18 protein-coding genes and 3 tRNA genes are annotated in these 19,298 nt (G+C 38.4%); 13 read left to right on the top strand and 8 right to left on the bottom strand.

The genetic code is table 11. From position 1 onward, the window contains the following. Positions 1–9: 9 nt before the first annotated feature. The 6 genes from WKK05_RS36215 (at position 10) to WKK05_RS36190 (ending at position 7,827) form a co-directional block, all read left to right on the top strand. Positions 10–1,254 (top strand): ABC transporter substrate-binding protein, encoded by a 1,245-nt coding sequence (locus WKK05_RS36215; RefSeq protein WP_341527769.1) that lies wholly within the window; start codon positions 10–12, stop codon positions 1,252–1,254. Positions 1,255–1,765: 511 nt separating this feature from the next. After that, a complete protein-coding gene (gene argJ, locus WKK05_RS36210; protein ID WP_341527768.1) occupies positions 1,766–2,929 on the top strand; it encodes a bifunctional glutamate N-acetyltransferase/amino-acid acetyltransferase ArgJ in 1,164 nt (387 codons plus the stop codon). A gap of 405 nt (positions 2,930–3,334) precedes the next feature. Further along, the gene (locus tag WKK05_RS36205; protein ID WP_341527767.1) at positions 3,335–4,537 is read left to right on the top strand and encodes an AAA family ATPase; all 1,203 of its coding nucleotides are present in this window, start codon (positions 3,335–3,337) and stop codon (positions 4,535–4,537) included. Between the two features lie 210 nt (positions 4,538–4,747). Then, complete coding sequence (locus WKK05_RS36200; protein WP_341527766.1) at positions 4,748–5,977, top strand: ATP-binding protein; 1,230 nt, start codon at positions 4,748–4,750, stop codon at positions 5,975–5,977. Between the two features lies 1 nt (position 5,978). Next, entirely contained in the window at positions 5,979–6,815 is an 837-nt protein-coding gene (locus WKK05_RS36195; RefSeq protein ID WP_341527765.1) for a GNAT family N-acetyltransferase, read from the top strand. Between the two features lie 34 nt (positions 6,816–6,849). Beyond that, complete coding sequence (locus WKK05_RS36190) at positions 6,850–7,827, top strand: threo-3-hydroxy-L-aspartate ammonia-lyase (protein WP_341527764.1); 978 nt, start codon at positions 6,850–6,852, stop codon at positions 7,825–7,827. 28 nt (positions 7,828–7,855) lie between these two features. On the opposite strand, the gene WKK05_RS36185 is transcribed toward WKK05_RS36190, so the two are convergent. After that, on the bottom strand, positions 7,856–8,479 hold the full coding sequence (locus tag WKK05_RS36185) for a hypothetical protein (RefSeq protein WP_341527763.1): 624 nt from the start codon (positions 8,477–8,479) through the stop codon (positions 7,856–7,858). Positions 8,480–8,814: 335 nt separating this feature from the next. Between WKK05_RS36185 and WKK05_RS36180 the strand changes: the two genes are divergently transcribed. From WKK05_RS36180 to WKK05_RS36170, 3 genes are all read left to right on the top strand, one after another. Then, positions 8,815–10,119, top strand: a complete 1,305-nt coding sequence (locus tag WKK05_RS36180; RefSeq protein ID WP_341527762.1) for an aromatic amino acid transport family protein — start codon at positions 8,815–8,817, stop codon at positions 10,117–10,119. A 61-nt stretch (positions 10,120–10,180) separates the two neighbouring features. Further along, the gene (locus tag WKK05_RS36175; protein WP_341527761.1) at positions 10,181–10,726 is read left to right on the top strand and encodes an RNA 2'-phosphotransferase; all 546 of its coding nucleotides are present in this window, start codon (positions 10,181–10,183) and stop codon (positions 10,724–10,726) included. A 743-nt stretch (positions 10,727–11,469) separates the two neighbouring features. Continuing rightward, a complete protein-coding gene (locus WKK05_RS36170) occupies positions 11,470–11,742 on the top strand; it encodes a GlsB/YeaQ/YmgE family stress response membrane protein (protein WP_341527760.1) in 273 nt (90 codons plus the stop codon). A gap of 160 nt (positions 11,743–11,902) precedes the next feature. Here the strand turns inward: WKK05_RS36170 and WKK05_RS36165 are convergent, their stop codons facing one another. Continuing rightward, the gene (locus WKK05_RS36165) at positions 11,903–12,085 is read right to left on the bottom strand and encodes a CsbD family protein (RefSeq protein WP_341527759.1); all 183 of its coding nucleotides are present in this window, start codon (positions 12,083–12,085) and stop codon (positions 11,903–11,905) included. 534 nt (positions 12,086–12,619) lie between these two features. On the opposite strand from WKK05_RS36165, the gene WKK05_RS36160 reads away from it, so the two are divergent. Both WKK05_RS36160 and WKK05_RS36155 read left to right on the top strand, forming a co-directional pair. After that, entirely contained in the window at positions 12,620–13,486 is an 867-nt protein-coding gene (locus WKK05_RS36160) for a TIGR02587 family membrane protein (protein WP_341527758.1), read from the top strand. After that, positions 13,483–13,884, top strand: a complete 402-nt coding sequence (locus WKK05_RS36155; RefSeq protein ID WP_341527757.1) for a TIGR02588 family protein — start codon at positions 13,483–13,485, stop codon at positions 13,882–13,884. The genes WKK05_RS36160 and WKK05_RS36155 overlap by 4 nt, the downstream gene beginning before the upstream one ends. Before the next feature lie 115 nt (positions 13,885–13,999). Here WKK05_RS36155 and WKK05_RS36150 read toward each other — a convergent pair whose 3' ends face one another. Beyond that, positions 14,000–14,767, bottom strand: a complete 768-nt coding sequence (locus WKK05_RS36150; protein WP_341527756.1) for a ChaB family protein — start codon at positions 14,765–14,767, stop codon at positions 14,000–14,002. Between the two features lie 139 nt (positions 14,768–14,906). Between WKK05_RS36150 and WKK05_RS36145 the strand changes: the two genes are divergently transcribed. Beyond that, positions 14,907–15,125: a hypothetical protein gene (locus tag WKK05_RS36145; protein ID WP_341527755.1), complete on the top strand. Its 219-nt coding sequence runs from the start codon at positions 14,907–14,909 to the stop codon at positions 15,123–15,125. 12 nt (positions 15,126–15,137) lie between these two features. Here WKK05_RS36145 and WKK05_RS36140 read toward each other — a convergent pair whose 3' ends face one another. The 5 genes from WKK05_RS36140 to WKK05_RS36120 form a co-directional block, all read right to left on the bottom strand. Beyond that, positions 15,138–15,677 (bottom strand): Dps family protein, encoded by a 540-nt coding sequence (locus tag WKK05_RS36140; RefSeq protein WP_341527754.1) that lies wholly within the window; start codon positions 15,675–15,677, stop codon positions 15,138–15,140. An 803-nt stretch (positions 15,678–16,480) separates the two neighbouring features. Further along, on the bottom strand, positions 16,481–16,840 hold the full coding sequence (locus tag WKK05_RS36135; protein WP_341531287.1) for a hypothetical protein: 360 nt from the start codon (positions 16,838–16,840) through the stop codon (positions 16,481–16,483). A gap of 751 nt (positions 16,841–17,591) precedes the next feature. Continuing rightward, positions 17,592–17,663: transfer RNA gene (locus WKK05_RS36130), tRNA-Lys, on the bottom strand. Positions 17,664–17,904: 241 nt separating this feature from the next. After that, positions 17,905–17,981, bottom strand: a tRNA-Glu gene (locus WKK05_RS36125). 4 nt (positions 17,982–17,985) lie between these two features. Then, positions 17,986–18,059, bottom strand: a tRNA-Asp gene (locus tag WKK05_RS36120). Between the two features lie 216 nt (positions 18,060–18,275). Here WKK05_RS36120 and WKK05_RS36115 point away from each other — a divergent pair. Continuing rightward, on the top strand, positions 18,276–19,109 hold the full coding sequence (locus WKK05_RS36115; protein ID WP_341527753.1) for a polysaccharide deacetylase family protein: 834 nt from the start codon (positions 18,276–18,278) through the stop codon (positions 19,107–19,109). Positions 19,110–19,298: the final 189 nt, after the last annotated feature.

Below are 19,298 nucleotides of genomic sequence, written 5' to 3'. Positions count from 1 at the left end.
AGAAGAAGTTTGTCGAAATTTTTAGGATTGGCGATCGCAGTGGTGATCGTACTTATTGGTTACCACAGCTTACAACTCCCAAGCAATTCATCTGCACCTACCACAGTCACCATTAAACTTAGTGGTTGGGGTGGTAGTCCTATTGAGCAAAAACTTTTGAGGCAAGTACTCCAAGACTTTGAAGCACAGCACCCCACAATCAAAGTCAAGTACGAGGCAATCCCCGATCAATACATGGATGTCATCAAGACTCGCTTGGTTGGGGAAGCTGCACCAGATGTTTTCTATCTAGATGCCTTGGACGCTCCTTTTTTGATGAGCCAAAATGTCTTAGAACCACTAGATGCTTACATCACTCCTGAGTTTGACCTAGCAGACTTTGAGAATACTTTACTTGATAACTTTAAGTATCAAAACCATATTTATGGTTTTCCTAAAGACTATTCCACCCTTGCCCTGTTTTATAACAAAAAAGCATTCGCTGCCGCAGGCTTGAGTAGTCCGCCAACTACTTGGAATGAACTACGCACTTACTCTCAGCAGTTGACAGGCAAAATAAATAGATACGGCTTTGGTGAAATTGTAGAGTTAGCGCGTCAGGCTTACAAAATTAAAGCCTTTGGTGGGCAAATCATTGACGAAAAAGATTATGCTACCTTTGCCAGTCCGGCAGGTTTGCAGGGATTGCAATTGGTAGTAGATCAGTATCAAAAAGACCGTTCCTCTGCACAAAAATCTGATGTTGGTACAAACTCAGGTAGTGAGATGTTTGGACAAGGCAAGGTAGCAATGGTAATTGAAGGCAATTGGGCAATTCCCTTCTTAACTGATACTTTTCCTGAAATAGACTTTGCTACCGCAGAAGTTCCTACAATAAATGATAAAAAAGGCACGATGGTATTTGTGGTTGCTTATGTAATGAGCAAGCAAACACAGCACAAAGCCGAAGCCTGGGAGCTGATTTCCTACCTGACTGGTAAGGAAGGTATGCAAAAATGGACAGGAACAGGCTTTGCATTGCCAACACGCAAATCTGTGGCAAAGAATTTGGGTTATGACCGAGATCCGTTGCGATCGCCATTAGTGGCAGGTGTAGATTATGCTACGCCCTTGCAGGTTGGCAAGTATCAAGCGGCGATTGTCAACAACTTTGATAACCAGTTTGTCAGCGCCTTGTTAGGACAACAGCCGTTAAAGCAGGCAATGCTACGAGCGCAGCAGGCAGCTAATCAGCAAATAAAAGCGATGCAGTAGACAAAGCGATCGCTTTTAGTAATTTAAAGGCGATCGCTTTTGAGGAAATTTATCAAAGCAGCTATTATCCAACGTTAAAACTACACATTTGGCTTACAATTGCCATCACAACTGCTGCTCTTCTTCATCCAACCAAATTTCTATCAAAAGACTGAAACCAATTAGCCAACTAAAGCAGAAAACCAACAACCAAATTATTTCCATCATTGGTATTTACTCCTTGAAATTTAGCAAAGAGGTATCTTTAATTTATCAGGAGTTGATGCATTTAAAAGTACTTTGAAACAAAGCGTAAAGTAATAACTTCATTTCCTCACGCTCCTGAGATAATAAAATCGGTATAAAAAAGCTTTATGCAGAAGCAAGAATAAGAAAAAAATTTTAACTTTTTTATTTAATTCTACTAAACCTTAAATTTAGTGGGGTTATTAAACCAAAATTGAGTTGAGCAAAAATTTGAATCATTCAACTTCTGCATTCTGCCCAAGGCGATTATGAATCTGAGAAAACAATGCCATTAAATATAACTTCCGCACCTCAAGGTTTTAGTGCATTTATTACTAACTTGGGAATTCGAGATAACACAGATGATTTTGTTTTTATTAAATCGGAAGTTCCCAGCGTTGCTGATGGAGTATTCACTCAAAGTCTCTTCGCCGGGCCAAGTGTAACTATTAGTCGTCGCAACTTAGCAGGTTCTCAAGCACAAGGTATTGTTGTTATTTCTAAGAATGCAAATGTAGCTAACGGTGCTGTTGGCATTGCTGATGCAGAAGAGATTTTGCAACTAGTAGCCGCTGAAACTGGCATTACCGCCCACAATCTTGTCATAGCTTCTACTGGCGTAATTGGCAGACGCTACCCTATTGAAAAAATTCGGGCAGGTTTATCAGGATTAGGAAAAAAATTAACTCCCGCCGATTTTCATGCCGCAGCCCGTGGAATTATGACTACCGATACAGTCGCAAAGCTGGCTACACGGAAAATTGGCAATGCTACACTGGTAGGAATTGCCAAAGGTGTCGGCATGATTGAGCCTAATATGGCTACTCTCCTCACCTTCTTTTTTACTGATGCGGCGATTCCTGCAAATACGCTTCGCTCTATTTTTCGTCCGACTATAGATAAAACCTTCAACTGCCTAAGCGTAGACACCGACACTTCTACTAGCGATTCTGCTGTAATTTTGGCAAATGGTTTAGCAGGTGAAGTCTCAGAACAAGATTTTGCTCATGCATTGCAAGAAGTTGCACAAGAGTTAGTGCTGAAGATTGCACGAGATGCAGAAGGTGCTACCAAAATTATTGAGGTAACTGTAGATTCTGCTGTTAACTATGCACAAGCTAAAAAAGTAGCTAAAGCAATTGTGAATTCACCATTAGTAAAAACTGCTGTTTATGGAGCAGATCCTAATTGGGGACGAGTGGCTATGGCAATAGGTAAATGTGAAAACGAACAGGAGATAAATCCTGAACAAGTTATTATCAGATTTGATAATGTCAAGGTATATCCTGATACTTTAAATGAGGAAAACTTAGAACAGTTGCGACAAATTATGTCTAAAGATCAAGTAGGCATTCATGTTAGTCTCAATATTGGTGAAGCTGCTGCTACTGTATGGGGTTGTGATCTCTCAGAAGGTTACATCGAGATTAATGGTAAATACTCAACTTGATTAACTACTTTGGGGTAGATTTTATTGTGCTAATCTGACTGAAAAAACTTAATGTCTTGGTGATAAAAATTTTTTACCACCAAGATACTAAGATTCATAATGACTACTTAATTAGTTTCTTATGCTATGTAGTAGTAGCAACATGAAAAGGTTATTTTTATGATTTTCTGCCTCGCTTTAGTCTCCATTCATAAGGACTAAATTACTTGATTCGTCAATAAATTATCAAAAAACTTGACACAATGCTTGGTTTGTAGTACGCTGTAATACATAAAAAGTAAGTAAACTAAAATAACTACTTGTCTTTTGGAGATTGGTACGCAAGTTGTTTATATTACACAAAAACTTTTCAGAATATATATACGTCATAATAAAAAATTAGATTAACGCTACATAAATAAAAATATGAATTTTGATTCTTTCAGAAGTAATGATAGTTCACCAGAAAATAATAACCGTCAAGGCTTACTAGCTAGTGGTTGGCGACCATATCAGCGGGACTTTAATTTGGACTTTTTTGGGCAAATTCTGTTTCATGACACACATGAGTTAACCCAAAAAAGTATTAATTTAGCAAGTTATTATGCTGATGCTTTAGGAAGAAGAGATTACACTTGGTGGGCAAATTTATTAAATGTCGCTTCCGATTACACGCGTGGCGAATTTCAAAAATATTGGAATTACATTACACCTGAACCTTTGATGCCAGATCATCGCTATAAAGATGTTCTGAGTACAGAAACGCCGATTGTTCAATTGGTCAGCCGTAGCAGCATTCCCATTGATTATGTTCTTAACCGACTACAAGAAATTACTGTTTTGCGAGTTTTAAAGCTATTGGGATGTCCTGATATTATTACTCAATATTACTCAGAAAGAGATTTTTATTTTCCTGTAGATAAATTTGTTAGTTGGGAACGCCTAGATGTTGTCAACACGGTTTATGCTTACTGGTCTAAATATGACATTTGGCTACAAATTGATTCCTATGAGCGCGGGCGGCGTCAATATACTTTAATGGCAAGGAATATAGCGCCATTAATTAATAAAGCTACTTATGATTTAGCAGTCATGCTTAGTGGATATCAAAGTCGTGTAGGCAAAGTTCACAGCCAATTTCCGATTCGGACATTTCCGGCGGATATTCAAAGTTTTACTGACACAGTACAGCAAGCAGTTCTTAATCAAAACCAGTTAGCAGTAGTTGTGCATGGAGAACCGGGTACAGGTAAAACTGCATGGACACAGGCAGTTGCAAAAGAAATTCTTGTACCTTTCGGATATGTAATTTTTATTTTAGATCATGATGCGATCGCTAACTTTGTCCCACCAACTTACTTAGAACGTGTTTGCATTGTTATCAACGAAGCTGATAACCTAGCACAAAATCGTGCTTCTGAAGTAGCACAATACAATAACAAAACTGAACACATCTTAAGTTTGCTAGATGGCACTTTATATCAAAGTGTCATTGATGACTCTGGTATTCAGATAGATCAGCGTTTAGTGGTTTTGATGACTTGTAACACCACTGAAAGATTAGATCCAGCAATGTTACGCAAGGGGAGAGTAGATTTAATGTATGAATTTAAGCAACGGTTTGTATAATTTAAATCTCTAGTAAAAGTTTAAATCTTAAAAATAAGACCACAGCTAAACAGATAATTATTTGTCTATCTGTAAATTTCTACTGCTTGCTAATATTACTATGATAAATTTTGTATTTTTAATTGCTGATCTGGAATCTGCTCCAGATGTTTTGTAGATAATTTCAACTTGATGAATTCCCACGCACAACTAACCAAAAAATAAATAAACATGAAAATTCAACAATTAATTACAGAAGCGCTTAGCTTGCCCAATAGTGCTATATCGTATCATGTTAGTCAGGAGTTAGCAGCTATTTATCCTAAAAAAGTACTATTAGAAAGTAACGACGATTCATTCAATTTAGAAAGGTATGGTGAGGCAAACCTCTGTAAAATTGAATATGATGCTCACATCCATAACCAGATGATCACTGGCTGGAATGGCATGGATAACGAGATTTACAAATATACTGAAAATGCTAGCTTTCAAGTTTTATGGCAAGAATACAAACTTGATGTACTCTTAATGAGTTGGCAGGAAGGTTATTGTAAAACCCGCTATTCTTGGATTTTGGCAGATAGTACAGAAATTGCTGAAGAATTTTTTGCCGCAGTTTGTAATTGGAACTCAGAAATCCGCGATGAAGTTTTAGTTTTTGAAGATGGTTACTGGAACAAAAATCCAGACTTGTTTCAATCTATTCAAACTGCAAATTTTGATAATCTCATCTTGCATGGCACTCTTAAACAAGACATTCAAGAAGACCTAGCAAACTTCTTTGCATCTCGCGAAACTTACGCAGCTTATAGCGTCCCTTGGAAGCGCGGTATTTTATTGATTGGCTCACCAGGAAATGGTAAAACGCATACAGTCAAAGCATTGATTAATCAGATGCAGCAGCCCTGCTTGTACGTTAAAAGCTTTAAGTCTGAGTATGCTACTGATAGCGAAAATATTCGTAAAGTATTCAAAGAAGCACGCCAGTCTGCTCCTTGTATTCTGGTATTAGAAGATATCGATTCGCTTTTGAATGACGACAATCGCTCTTTCTTTTTGAATGAACTTGATGGCTTTGCCGCTAATCAAGGAATTGTGACCATTGCAACCACTAATCACCCAGAACGTTTAGATTCAGCAATTAGCGATCGCCCCAGTCGCTTTGACCGCAAATATCATTTTGAACTGCCAGCTATCCCAGAACGACAAGCCTATATTACATTGTGGAATGATAAATTAAAAACTGCAATGCGCTTGTCTGAGGAGGCTGTGAGTCAGATGGTTGCATTAACCGAAGGCTTTTCTTTTGCCTACCTTAAAGAACTGTTTCTCTCGTCAATGATTCGTTGGATGGGAGCAATGGAAATTGGGGCGCTAGAGAAAATCATGATTTCTCAAGTTACAGTTTTGCGAGAACAAATGAGCAGCCCAACTGTTAGCAGCGAAAATTTAGAAAAGTAAAATGAAAGTCCATCAATTTCAAGATATAAGTGAGTTTTACGCACGGGTGAAAGACTACTTGCTCATTCAAGAAGCACAGCATAACCTGCTTCTGGGGATGAGTAACGCCTTGATTCAAAATCCACAATACTTTGACAAAACGCCTTACTTAGCAACTGTTGAAATAGACGATGATATTGTAGCCGTAGCAATCAGGACTCCACCCAGAGGTTTAGTGCTGTCGCAAGTTAGAGATTTAAAGGCTGTAGACGCACTTGCTCAAGACTTACATCTTTCTTCAAAATTGTTGCCAGGAGTTACTGGCCCTACAGATGAGGCACAAGCCTTTGCTCTAGCGTGGTATTCTCTTACTGGTCAATCTTACCAACTGCAAATAGCGCTGCGTATCTTTCAACTACAAAAAGTACAGCAAATAGCCAAAGCAGCAGGCTATTTACGACAGGCTACAGAAGGAGATAAAGAACTTCTCAAAAATTGGAATGAAGCTTTTGCACTCGAAGCCTTGGGCAAAATTGAGATAGATCCGGAACGCTGGGCTGAAAGGGTCTTAGAGCAAGGTTATGCTTACCTTTGGCAGGATGAAGTTCCTGTTTCAATAGCTTGTCGTGGCAGCCTCACACCCAACGGTGTGCGGGTGAATATGGTGTATACGCCACTAGAGTACCGCCGCAGAGGTTACGCTAGTGCTTGCGTTGCAGCTTTAAGTCAGACATTACTAGACCAAGGAAACCAATTCTGCTTTTTATTCACCGACTTGGCAAACCCTACATCTAATCATATTTATCAGGAGATTGGCTACCAGTCAGTGGGTGATTGGCATCAATACGCTTTCGTTTAAGAATAAAAAGCAAGTATATTTAACATTACCGTCGATGCCACAGCATAACTCTGTCGCCGTAACTGATGTACAAGCAGCGCAAGAGCGTCTTTTGGGGATTGCCCATCGCACACCTGTGCTGACTTCCAGAATTATCAATGAACGCACCCATAGCCAAGTATTTTTTAAGTGCGAAAATTTTCAACGCACAGGTGCGTTTAAGTTCAGAGGTGCATACAATGCACTCTCACAGCTATCAGCAGCACAAAAGCAGAAAGGCGTTCTTACTTATTCATCGGGAAATCATGCCCAAGCGATCGCTTTATCTGGAAAACTGCTAAATATTCCCACAACTATTGTTATGCCTGATGATGCTCCCGCTGTGAAGCAAACTGCAACTCGTGGTTACGGCGCAGAGGTAATTCTATACAATCGACAAACTACAAATCGGGAAGAACTAGCTCAAAATTTAGCACGCGATCGCTCTCTTACACTCATACCCCCTTACGATCATCCTCATGTAGTAGCAGGACAGGGTACAACCGCTTTAGAACTAATTCAAGAAGTTGGGAAATTAGACTTGCTATTAGTTTGTTGTGGTGGTGGCGGCTTAATTTCTGGTTGTGCGATCGCTACCAAAGCCCTTTTACCTAATTGTAAAGTCGTTGGAGTAGAACCAGCACAAGCTGACGATGCTACCCGCTCCTTTCACACTAAAACCCTGCAAACAGTCAACAATCCTGATACTATTGCCGATGGCGCTCGTACTCCTAGCTTGGGTAAGATTACCTTTCCCCTGATGCTCAATTATGTCGATGATATGGCCACAGTATCTGAAGCAGCAATTCTTCGCGCCATGTTTTTCTTGTGGGAACGCCTCAAAATCGTTGTTGAACCGACTGGCGCATTAGCAGCCGCAGCTTTATTAGAAGGTGTAGTAACATCACCTGGGGCAAGGATTGGTGTGATTATTAGTGGTGGCAATGTTGATTTGGCACAAGTTGGTAAATTGTTTGCAGCGAGATTTCAATAGGACAGTGGGGACAAGCAGGATTAATAAATTAATCTGAGCCTGAATTACTAATTTTTTTTTCCAACGATAATCTTACTTCTTCCGTCAGAAAAGGAAAGTTATCAGTTTCTGCATTCCTAACATATCTTCTAATAATTTCTACTTCAGTGAAATAAGTATCTAACTGTTTGTCTTCTGTATCCCCAAAAGACAAGGGTCTGTCGAGTAATCTTCTATATAAATCATAAAACTCTGATTCCCCATGTCGAAACGCCTTTAAATTGCTTTCTACCTTTAATCCTTTGTGAAAACTTAAAAGTATAGCAGTATGAGCAGAAACAATAGTTAAAAATATTTTTGAATAAAAAGTACCGTCTATTAACTGGGTAGCAATAGGTATTAAAGTTGCTGATGGAATAGTCCACCCTAAGCAGTAAAAATGAAATCTTGTATACTTGTTAGCTTCATTTTTCCAAAATCCAAGCGTTCCTTGTATTCTACTATAATGCTGCTCTAATAATTTCTTATTCTCTTCTGAGAAATATGGAGATTCATTAAATGAAGAGCCACCTGGATAAAGTTTTACTTTTTTAAGTATTGCTCTCAAAGTGGGAATAAAAGTTACTAATGCTATAAAAATATATACTATTGATGCTAATAGCCATATATTCATTGATGAATGTTCTATTATTTAATAATTACAATAAAATTGTAAGCCTTGATAGTAATATTAGGCAATACTTGGCCACTTTTTTGTCAATGCGTAAGTTTTATAGATATTACTGCTCTTTTTATTAAAATATCATCCATATCTCAAGCAAAGCTTACTCAAGTATTGCCAAGTTACACCCCTACTATGAAATTTGTATTAATTGTGAAGTGAGTAATCACTCCATTACCCTGAAAAAATAGCCAGAATAAAGGTATATCAAGGGTTTACACTAACTTAGTTTACATATGTTAACATTGTATACTTTGGTTGGGTATGTATCTTTTAGTAAAAACTTTATGACAGCTGTTATTACAAATCAAGAGCAAACAACGCGATTGTTTTCTCATCTTGAATTTGATGGAAATAAGCTTAATCATCAACCGGGTAGTGTATTGGGGAGTACTGCCTTAATTGCGGGAACTACGGTTGGGGCTGGGATTCTTGCTCTACCTGCGGTTACCCTACCATCTGGAATTGTCCCATCCACAGTTTTGCTGATTACTGTTTGGCTCTACGCTTTAGTTTCAGGTTTGTTGATTGCAGAAGTAACTTTGAACGCCATGCGTCTAGAAGGGCGTCCGAGTGTAGGTTTATTGGGAGTAGTTGAGAAAACCCTTGGTAAACTGGGAGCGCGAATTGCTGGTGGTGCATATTTATTCATGCACTATGCCCTCTTAGTAGCATATATCACCCAAGGCGGAGATATTTTAGTATCTGCGATCGCCAAAGTCTGTGGTGTAGAAAATCTTGTGCCTGCGTGGGTGGGAACAACAACTTTCACACTCTTATTTGGCGGTATTATGTACCTTGGAAGAGAAAGGTTTATACAGAAATTAAACAGCGCCTTTGTGGGGATTGTCATTGTTTCCTTCTTCGGACTGTTGTTAATCGGAGGAGGACATATTACAAGCACCCAATTCTTATTTCAGAACTGGACTGCCCTGGGAAGTGCCGTCTCAGTCATATGCGTGACGCTGTTTTACCATAACGTTGTGCCAGTTGTCGTATCGCAACTCGAAGGAGATGTCCGCAAGATACGTAAGTCTATCGTCATTGGTTCTATGATTCCCCTCATCATGTTCTTGGCTTGGAATGTCGTGATTTTGGGAAGTGTTAGTTCTGAGATAGTAGAGGGCATTTCTGCTGGCAAAACTGTTTTTGACCCATTGCAAATTTTACGATCTGGTGGTGCTGGAGAAGTGTTAGGAGTATTAGTATCTGTCTTCTCTGAATTTGCGATCGTCACATCGTTTATTGGATTTGTGTATGGGTTGCTAGATTTTTTCAAAGATGTTTCCCTAATTTCACAGGGCGAATCTTCTAATCGCTTACCCCTCTATTCCCTGGTGCTTTTTCCTCCTATGACTTTTGGCACGCTTAATCCCAGCATCTTCTTTGTTGCCCTAGATTATACAGGAACCTTCAGTATTTCAGTTTTAGGTGGGATTATTCCAGCATTGATGAGTTGGAAGCAACGCCAAGAGCAAGAGAACTTAAATAGTAAGGAACAACAGTTGGTTCCAGGAGGAAAAGTGACACTCATTGTAATGATTGGAGTATCATTAGCGCTGATGGTAAGGCAAATCCTGTCAATTTACTAAAAATTGTGGTGTATTATAGTTAATACACGTTTGTAGTATTAATGATACTAACTACAATCACATGAGTGATTCTCGCCTCGTTAAAATTAGTAGATATCTCAGCAAATATCTGCGACACACACCGGATGCAATTGGAATCAAACTTGCTCCCGGTGGTTGGTTTGCTGTTGATGAACTACTTACTGCTTGTACTAAAAATAAGTTTCCAATCACCCGTCAAGAATTACAGGTAGTAGTTGAACTCAACAACAAAAAACGCTTTTCCTTTGACTCCACAGGCACTCTGATTCGTGCTAACCAAGGTCATAGTGTAGAAGTTGATTTGCAACTAGAACCTGTCGTTCCTCCAGATGTGCTTTATCACGGCACGGGACACAAATCTGTTGAGTCGATTATGCAAGCAGGACTTTGCAAAATGTCTCGGCATCATGTGCATTTATCAAAGGATATTGCCACAGCAGAAACTGTAGGCGCAAGACATGGAAAACCAAAAGTTTTTATTGTAGATGCTGCTGCAATGTCTCAAGCTGGTTACAGCTTCTACTGTTCCGATAATGGTGTTTGGTTAGTAGATAGTGTGCCACCTCAGTATCTACAAAAAATTTGAATATTGAACAAACAATTACTTGTAATTCGTGAGCCAGTCCCGTCTTCTCCCAAAGGGAGAGGCTAGCGCCTTCTCCTATCGAAAAAGGTGGTTTCTCAAAGAAAAACTGCCGTTAGCGTAGCATCTCGTAGAGAGCGTCACCCGAAGGGTAATACCAATTTGAAAAAAGAGTGTGACAAATAGACCATCTGTAGAGACGCGATAAATCGCGTCTTCATCGAAAGATGTGTTGCAATCATTAATTGAATTAGTATAATTTTTAATTCCCAATTAATAGGGTACAGAGCCAATACTTGATCTGATTTCTCATTACCAAGTAAAAACACCAATAATTTTTTCCATCACTTAAGCAAGGTTATAAGTAGCTCAACCTGAAAAATGTAACCAGTTCATAGTAGCGCTTTAGCGCTAAAGCGCCACTACGAGTCTAAAAGCATTTATATGTTTACTTAGTTACTATTTCACGAAAAGCTTAAGCCTAATACAGATACATGAAGCGTACAACTGTACATCTCTACAGCCAATTTATGTCTTGTAAAGATTTTTTAAAATAGTATTAGATTGGCAATGCCGAGCCGACACTACTATATCTGGTTCAGAAAATCACCTATACAAATCTGTATTCAATAATTTAATAAAAAGAACTGCTTTATCTTAGTATTTAATACTTATATCTTACGATAGAAGGAAAACAATATTGTCATTAATACGCTAGTTATAGGTTTTTCATGGATTAAAAATATATGAACATTATTGCTTGGATAATTCTGGGTTTACTTGCTGGAGCTATAGCGAAAGCTATTTATCCTGGTCGTCAGGGTGGTGGAATTCTTAAAACCATGATCTTAGGTATCATCGGTGCTGTAATAGGGGGGACTATAGTGACTCTATTACAGACAGGGAGGCTGCAATTCGCAGCCGCATCTCTGAGTATTCCTGGTGTAATTGTTGCAGTTATTGGTGCAATAGTTGCTATTTTTCTATGGAACCTATTCACTGAGCGTAGTAGTTATTAGTTGAATTACCAGAACATTCATGATTGAAGCCGAGTTATTAAAAACTACACCTTTTTCAACTTTAAACACATACGAAAACTCCACTTTCTATAAGATAGTGGAGTAGTCATTTTTATTAGACTATTAAACCCTAGTTATTACTGAAGTTGTAAAAGCAAAATTATTCTAAGCTCTCGTTAACTGCATCTTTGATGTTTTCCTTAGTGTGAATAACTTGGGCTTCAGTTTGCTTAGCTTGACCCTCAGCTTTATCTTTTGGATTGCCAGTTACTTCACCAACAAATTCTTGAACCTTGCCTTCAATATTTTTAGCGGTAGCTTCTACTCTTTTCTCATCACTCATAATTTTTAACCTTAGTAGCTGTTCAAGATATTAACTTAGTAAAAAATATAACATTACTACTATACTTTTACTTCTATCAAGAGTTCTATCAAAGTTTTAAATTTATATAACTTTAGATAGATGCAAAACAAATAAAAAACTAGTTTTCATCAACAATGTAAATTTTTATAAAAAATCTATTAACCTAAAAAGAATAATTTATGCTAAAAAATTATATTAAGCATCTAAAGAAAGAGAAAAATAGTTTGAAAATATTATTTTGTATTACTTTTTAGATTTGAAACATTACAAAGTTTAGTCTTTATTTTTAGCTACTTGTAAAAAATGTGTATGTTATTTATTAATTTAGCTGAATATAAAAAATAACATTTATACAGCAGAATTGAGAATACATTCGTCAGAATTGGGAAGGGAAACAGGCTTTATACTTGACTGTGAGTCCTCTGTTGTGTGCTTCATCAACTTTAAATCTGCTATATATTATTTTTAAATAAATGAATTGAAATAAATCTTCAATATGAGGAAAGTCAAAGAGTGAGAAAAAAGCATCAGAAGAATGTGTGGAATAGTGAGATTAATGACATTATTCGAGGTGCTTGTGGAGGCTTTTTATTTGGCATCCCATTGTTATATACAATGGAAGTTTGGTGGATTGGGTCACTGGCAAAACCACAATTAATGATGATGGCGATCGCATTATTATTTATTGTAGTTTTTATACTCAACCAGACAGAAGGCTTTCGGAAACGCAGATATAACTGGTTAGGTTATCAAGCCGCAATAGATACTGTAGAAGCAATAGCGATCGGAATAGTTTGCTGTGCCTTTGTATTACTGCTATTGCGAGAACTCACACTTGAAACCTCGCTCAAAGAAGCTTTAGGTAAAACCATTTATGAGAGTGTACCTTTTGCCCTTGGTGTAGCATTAGCTAACCAGTTTTTGGGAGATACTCGTAATAGTGAGCAAGAAAATGGGAAAGCGCCAAACAAAGGAGGTGAGTTACACGCCACCTTTGCTGATGTTGGTGCAACAGTGATAGGTGCAACCGTAATTGCATTTAACATTGCTCCAACAGATGAAGTTGCCATGTTAGCAGCCGCAACTTCACCACCTTGGGAATTAGCAATGATCGCCGCATCTTTGTTGATTTCTTATGGCATTGTATTTCAGGCAGGTTTTTCAGACCAGCAAAAGCGCAGACAGCAACAAGGAATTTTCCAACGACCATCAAGTGAAACCATTATGTCCTACTTAGTTTCACTGCTAGCAGGTGCGGTAATGCTGTGGTTCTTTCAGAAGTTAACTTTTAGCGACCCTTGGACAATGTGGTTAGATCACACTTTAGTGCTGGGATTACCTGCAACTATTGGCGGTGCTGCGGGAAGGTTAGCGATATGACTCAAACAGAACAACAGCAACCAGAGCGATCGCCTGCTGAATGGATAACATTCACTGTCGCCTCATTCATCCTAGCAGTAATTGTTGGTTTGGTCGGCTACACTTGGCTCAACGACAACAATCAGCCTCCTATCCTTTCTGTCAGTAACAAAGAGACAATTAAGGAAATTAATGGACAATTTTACGTTCCCTTTGAAGTGGTAAACACTGGAGGAGACACTGCTGAGTCAGTTCAAATTATGGCTGAATTAGTCATTAATGGTGAGGTTGCAGAAACAGGAGAGCAACAAATTGACTTTTTATCCAGTGGGGAAACAGAAGAAGGCGCATTTATATTTCGTCAAAATCCAGGCCAAGGCAAATTAACGCTACGTGTCGCTAGCTACAAATTGCCCTAATGCAAAGTCCTGAGTATTTTTAACTTGACTCAGGACTCACTACTAGGTTTAGTTAATATTTTGAACCGCTGTTTTTTGTAGGGAAACACAGCAATCCTAACTGTGCCTTTTCTACTTAAACATTCGCTTTAGCTTTTGACCAAACACCATTTTCATCTTCATCAAATTGCTGATGAACCGCTTCCCAAGCAGCTTGTTCAGCTACCAATTCATCATTTTTCTCCTTGAATGCAGCATTATAGCGCTCAATGAATGTGCGCTGAGCTTCCTCAGAAAGATGTGAACGAACCTCTGGTGATAAATCTTCCGGGCTGTTGCACTCTCCAAGACAAGGACGAGCCAAAGTTTTTTCAAGTGTATGAATTTCTTCAGCACCAGCACTTTCAAGCAGCAATTGAAATTCGCCGGCGCGATCGCTTGGTACTTCTGCTAGCAATAAGAACTCACCAGCTTGTAGACGAGTTTGGTAAATAGCAGCTTTATCTTCTGGCATTCCCAAAGTAGTCAGAACTGATACCAGTCCTGCACCTGCACTACCTGCGATCGCACCACTTGCAGCTCCAAGCAATATTGCACTAATGGGGCCTGCTGCCACAATTGAACCGATAAAAGGAATAAATAATACCCCTACACCTGTGAGCAAACTAAGGAAAGAACCAAATAAGGAACCAAAAATTGCTCCTGTTCTCAATCCTCCCAAAATCACATCTTTTTTAGTAATAAAACCAGCAATTCGAGTCTCAGATTGGAAGTTTCTGCCCATGACCGAAATATGATCTCTAGGCACACCCCTATCTAGTAACCGACGAATTACATCATCAATTTGCTTTTGTTCTTTAAATACAGCAGATATGGTACGTTCTGCTTTATATGCTTCTGACATTTTAATACTCTTTGTACTATGTCGTTTTTTTAGTTGACACCAAGAGGCAAATACAAGAAGATTGATCCCTCTATCCTAGTTAAGGCTTATACCATTTGGCTTTAATCAAGCTATAGATTCAGGCAATAAGGACGCACAAATGTACGCCCCTACAATTTCATCTCTACTTCAAGCTCGGCCAATTGGTATTACGCAGGAGATTCTAAAACCCGATTTCTTAGGTATTTACCAAGCTTACAGAAAAGCTATTTCTCATAGAAACCGGGTTTTTTACGAGTCTCGCCAGTATGAGGGAAGAATCAATCTTCCCTCAATCGGTTGTGCAGAGTGTCATTTTCAACTTAATATCTTTAGCTAAACCGCTAATAGCCTACACACCAACGGGGGTTTTAGTTTCTGCTGCTGGCTGTTTACCGTCTGCTTCCAATGCTTCCCCTTCAATAAATGAGCGCAGCATCCAAGCTATCTGTTCATGCGCTTCCAGCAGTCCGGTTAGAAAGTCAGCAGTTCCCTCATCATGGAATTCTTCGCTAGACTGGTCTATATGTTGTCTTAAGTTACGAATCACCTGTTCGTGATCATTTACCAAGTTAGACACCATCCCTGTTGCTGTTGGAACTCGACCAGCATCTTCTTTGAGGGTAGCAATCTTGAGAAATCCTTCCAATGAACCAACGGGGTAACCGCCCAAAGTACGAACCCGCTCTGCTATTGCATCGATACTTAATGTCAGTTTTTCGTAGTGTTCTTCCCAAAGCTGGTGCAGAGTGCGGAACTGAGGGCCAATGACATCCCAATGGTACTTTTTGGTTTTCACTAATAGTACATAAGAATCTGCTAAATCCTGATTTAACAGATTAATCACACCTTGACGCTGTTCTTGTGTCAAACCAATGTTTATAGGAGTCATTATTTTCTATCCCTAATCGAACTTATTTACTAACTTCTCAAATTTTAGGCACAATACACATCAACCCAAGGAAATATTGTGAAGTTAAATTAAGTGCATTATTAATAAATATGCCTATACCTTAATAGGTAGTAGTATAAAAAACCCAAAGAAGGTTTTATAATTGATTGGATTTATCTATTTTAAATCCAAATATTTGTACTGAGTAGGTTAATCAACTTTTATAAAACAATCCTTTTATAAAATTAAAATAAATAAGTATAAAAATAGATTTTTATATTCCCTATTTCCAGCTAAGTAGGTGAACACAAAAAATAATACTGTCACTGTGAGTTAAACACATGCACGCTAGAAATTACACAATTTCTTTACGTCTAGAACTTACGCAAGAGTTGCCTAAAATTCTTATTTCTACCCTGCGGTAACCCCTTCGGGTATCTTCTTCGGAGATGCTACGCTAACTTCAGTAGCTCATTTTGTAAACCAAAAAAACTGCTTTGATTCGCCGCTGTGCGTCTACGTGTCATTTGCTGTTCTTTTTTCATAACTTTGCCTAAGCCCTAACGTCTTCTTACGTCGTTCAAGTCAAGATAGTTTTATATTTCGTTGAGTCTTGAAGAAAACCTTGCTAAATATAATAAAATTTGAATTCTAGAACTTTAAAAGTAAAAACATCCAGCTTATTTAAAAAGTCGAGTATCTTGTTTTTATGAATAATTTATGACTGTTACAGCAATGGGTAATTGTTTTTGCACAATTACCCATTACTACTGACATATTACAAAAGAAAAGTATTAATTATCTTACTCCTTACCTGTCACTTTATCCAAAAAACTCTTTACATTATCTTCAACAGAAGTTGAACTCTGCGAATTATCAGGACGTTTTTGCTTTTCGATGTCAGCAGCTCCCTGAACTTCGTTAAGCCCTTCGTTTGAATTCTTTTGAACCTCTTTCAAACCAGCAGGTGGTGATTTAGCTGCTTCATCTGTTTTGCGTTGAGTTTCCAGAAGTTGGTCAGTGGCTTCAGTTGGATCACTTTGATAGCTTTCGATCGCAAAAGCAGGAAAAGCACTAGATAACAATAGTAAAGCACAGGTAAAAGCCACAACTAAAAAACGCACTGGACGTAAATTAGATAAAACAGAAGCAATAATTTTCATTTGAAATCCTCGGTAACAGCGTTCACAACGCAGAACTTGCAATGTTGACAGAGAAGCAACTAGCATATCTTGAGTCAATTTGATCAATCAAATTCTTAAGCTAGCTTCCGTCTTTTAGTTCTTGAGCAATTAACCTTATGAAGAAACTGTCTTTGCATCACCTCATCGACTCAAGAATCGGCGTTGAGTAACTGTTCCATTGATTATTCAATGAATACATTACCTTTGACGTTATTCTTCATTCAAGGTTCGTCTGATCTATTTCTACTGTGAAGACGTTAAAGTTTGAATCGGCCTGAAGAATGAAGTTATTACCATCTATATATATAACAAGATACAACAAAATCACTCTCTAGGTAGATCAACTTAGTACAGTTGTGACAGGTAAATACTTCTACATTTATTTACTTTTATTTCTTAATTCATTACTATATATGAATCTATAAATGAAAGAATATAGCACGCGTTAAAATACTTGCGTTCTTTAGAGTCACAAAACGATGGTAGCAAGTATAATCTATACTTACACGATGCTAACGGCAACAATGATAATGATGGCATCATAGACACTATTATCAGTTATTGAAATTACTGATTTAGCTGGTAATTTAGCGATGATTTCTGTTATTTAGCTTGAGTTAGTTCAGTTTAATTGGAATTCGTGCTGATAAAATAGAATACTAAAGATGCAAGATGCGATCGCTCGAATCAAAAAGTAGCGATCGCATCTTAATACTGTTTATTTCAAGAATGGGCGGTATAGGAGTCGAACCTATATCTGCGAGTTAAAAGCCCTTATACACAGCCGCTATGCCAACCACCCAAGTAAATCGACCTCTGCGCTCGCCTATGGACATAGCAAATGTTGTGTATTATCTATGCCAAATATAAATCCACCAGGGAGGTACTGCCCCTCCTATCTCTGTGTTATCAGCACAGCGCCTCGCTTCTCGGCTTCAGGTGGATAGGCGGAAGATGGAGGAATTGTAGCTTGCTTCCCGTAGGGTACTCACGATATCGGTTTTGCAGACCAATGCCTTTGACCACTTGGCTACTCAGTCATTTGGAAGTCCCGATGAGATTTGCACTCGCAATATTCAGTGTGAGAAACTGACGGCTTGAACTATTTGCCTACAGAACTATCACGGGAGTAACGAGACTTGAACTCGTAACCTATCGCTCGACAGGCGATCGCTCCAGCCACTTGAGCTATGCCCCCATGTTTCTGCACTACTTGGATATAGAATATGATTTTTACCTTTGAGAAGCAGTGTCTTTTACCTCACTACATAAATAATACAAAAGGTGTCAAGGGGTTTGGAAAAATTCTTTGGAAATTGTTTAAAACTGCATTACTACTTGGCTTTGAACTCACTAACCTCTGTAGACAGAAAAACTACAGCTTATGATATGGGTGAGTTTTTGGAAATCTAATGTGACAGACAACAATCTCAAACGACAACAGATAATTAGTGTTGTGGCGATCGCCTTTTCTGTAGGAGCTTGTAGTACTAGTCCAAGTACGCCCCCCAAATTAGGGTTTAACCAGATGACCAGCAAACTAGCTGATCAGGCAAACACCCAAGCTAAAGCTCATTTACAACTACCACCTGTAATAAAAAATCCTACTTTTAACGTTCCTGCTAAATATCAAAGCAAAATAGTTTACAAGGTAAAACCTAGTAATAATGAGAAAGTTATTGCCTTGACTATAGATGATGGGCCTTGGCAAAACACAACATTACAAATGCTAGATATTTTGAAAGCAAATAACGTCAAAGCAACATTCTTTTGGGTAGGACAAGCCTTACAAGCAAATCCTAACCTTGCTAAGCGAGAGGTAGCCGAGGGACACGCTATTGGCAACCATACTTGGCATCATTGGTATAAGCAAATGAATCAAGCCACAGCTCAGTATGAAATTGAACACACCGCTGACTTGATATACAAAACTACAGGTGTCAAAACTACTCTGTTTCGTCCTCCTGGAGGCTTTTTAAACAATGGATTAGCTGCTTACGCCAAAAGCCAAAAAGAAACTGTAATTATGTGGTCGCTAACTTCAGCTGATACTGATCCTCATGCCAAACCACAAGCATTTGTTAACAATGTACTTAAAGGTGCAAAACCAGGTTCGATTGTTTTGATGCATGATGGTGGCGGCGATCGCCAAAGAACTGTACAAGCATTACCAGAAATTATTAATGGACTTAAACAGCAAGGCTATCGATTTGTGACAGTTCCCGAATTATTAAAAATGCAATCATAGGGCTTATACAAGTGTCATATTTCTCTCGTAGAGATTGTCCTTTATTCAAAAGTCAAGAGTCCAAAAAACCCGCACTTATGACTGGATGCGGAGCGTTTTCATCTCTGCTCTGGACTCTTGACCAAATAATTACCAATTGCGTTAGTGCAGCAGGGCGTAGCCCATTATCAATTACGAATTATTCTGATT

Source organism: Nostoc sp. UHCC 0302, assembly GCF_038096175.1.
Lineage (GTDB): Bacteria > Cyanobacteriota > Cyanobacteriia > Cyanobacteriales > Nostocaceae > UHCC-0302.
The sequence above is the reverse complement of the archived record's forward strand: the minus strand, read 5'-3'. Positions and strand labels throughout refer to the sequence as shown.

Bases quoted from the DNA above. Each gene is read 5' to 3' on its own strand.
- WKK05_RS36165 (WP_341527759.1), bottom strand. From the start codon at position 12,085: ATGAGTGATGAGAAAAGAGTAGAAGCTACCGCTAAAAATATTGAAGGC.
- WKK05_RS36180 (WP_341527762.1), top strand. From the start codon at position 8,815: ATGACAGCTGTTATTACAAATCAAGAGCAAACAACGCGATTGTTTTCT.
- WKK05_RS36205 (WP_341527767.1), top strand. From the start codon at position 3,335: ATGAATTTTGATTCTTTCAGAAGTAATGATAGTTCACCAGAAAATAAT.
- WKK05_RS36190 (WP_341527764.1), top strand. From the start codon at position 6,850: ATGCCACAGCATAACTCTGTCGCCGTAACTGATGTACAAGCAGCGCAA.
- argJ (WP_341527768.1), top strand. From the start codon at position 1,766: ATGCCATTAAATATAACTTCCGCACCTCAAGGTTTTAGTGCATTTATT.
- WKK05_RS36135 (WP_341531287.1), bottom strand. From the start codon at position 16,840: ATGAAAATTATTGCTTCTGTTTTATCTAATTTACGTCCAGTGCGTTTT.
- WKK05_RS36155 (WP_341527757.1), top strand. From the start codon at position 13,483: ATGACTCAAACAGAACAACAGCAACCAGAGCGATCGCCTGCTGAATGG.
- WKK05_RS36140 (WP_341527754.1), bottom strand. From the start codon at position 15,677: ATGACTCCTATAAACATTGGTTTGACACAAGAACAGCGTCAAGGTGTG.
- WKK05_RS36175 (WP_341527761.1), top strand. From the start codon at position 10,181: ATGAGTGATTCTCGCCTCGTTAAAATTAGTAGATATCTCAGCAAATAT.
- WKK05_RS36150 (WP_341527756.1), bottom strand. From the start codon at position 14,767: ATGTCAGAAGCATATAAAGCAGAACGTACCATATCTGCTGTATTTAAA.
- WKK05_RS36185 (WP_341527763.1), bottom strand. From the start codon at position 8,479: ATGAATATATGGCTATTAGCATCAATAGTATATATTTTTATAGCATTA.
- WKK05_RS36170 (WP_341527760.1), top strand. From the start codon at position 11,470: ATGAACATTATTGCTTGGATAATTCTGGGTTTACTTGCTGGAGCTATA.
- WKK05_RS36195 (WP_341527765.1), top strand. From the start codon at position 5,979: ATGAAAGTCCATCAATTTCAAGATATAAGTGAGTTTTACGCACGGGTG.
- WKK05_RS36200 (WP_341527766.1), top strand. From the start codon at position 4,748: ATGAAAATTCAACAATTAATTACAGAAGCGCTTAGCTTGCCCAATAGT.
- WKK05_RS36145 (WP_341527755.1), top strand. From the start codon at position 14,907: ATGTACGCCCCTACAATTTCATCTCTACTTCAAGCTCGGCCAATTGGT.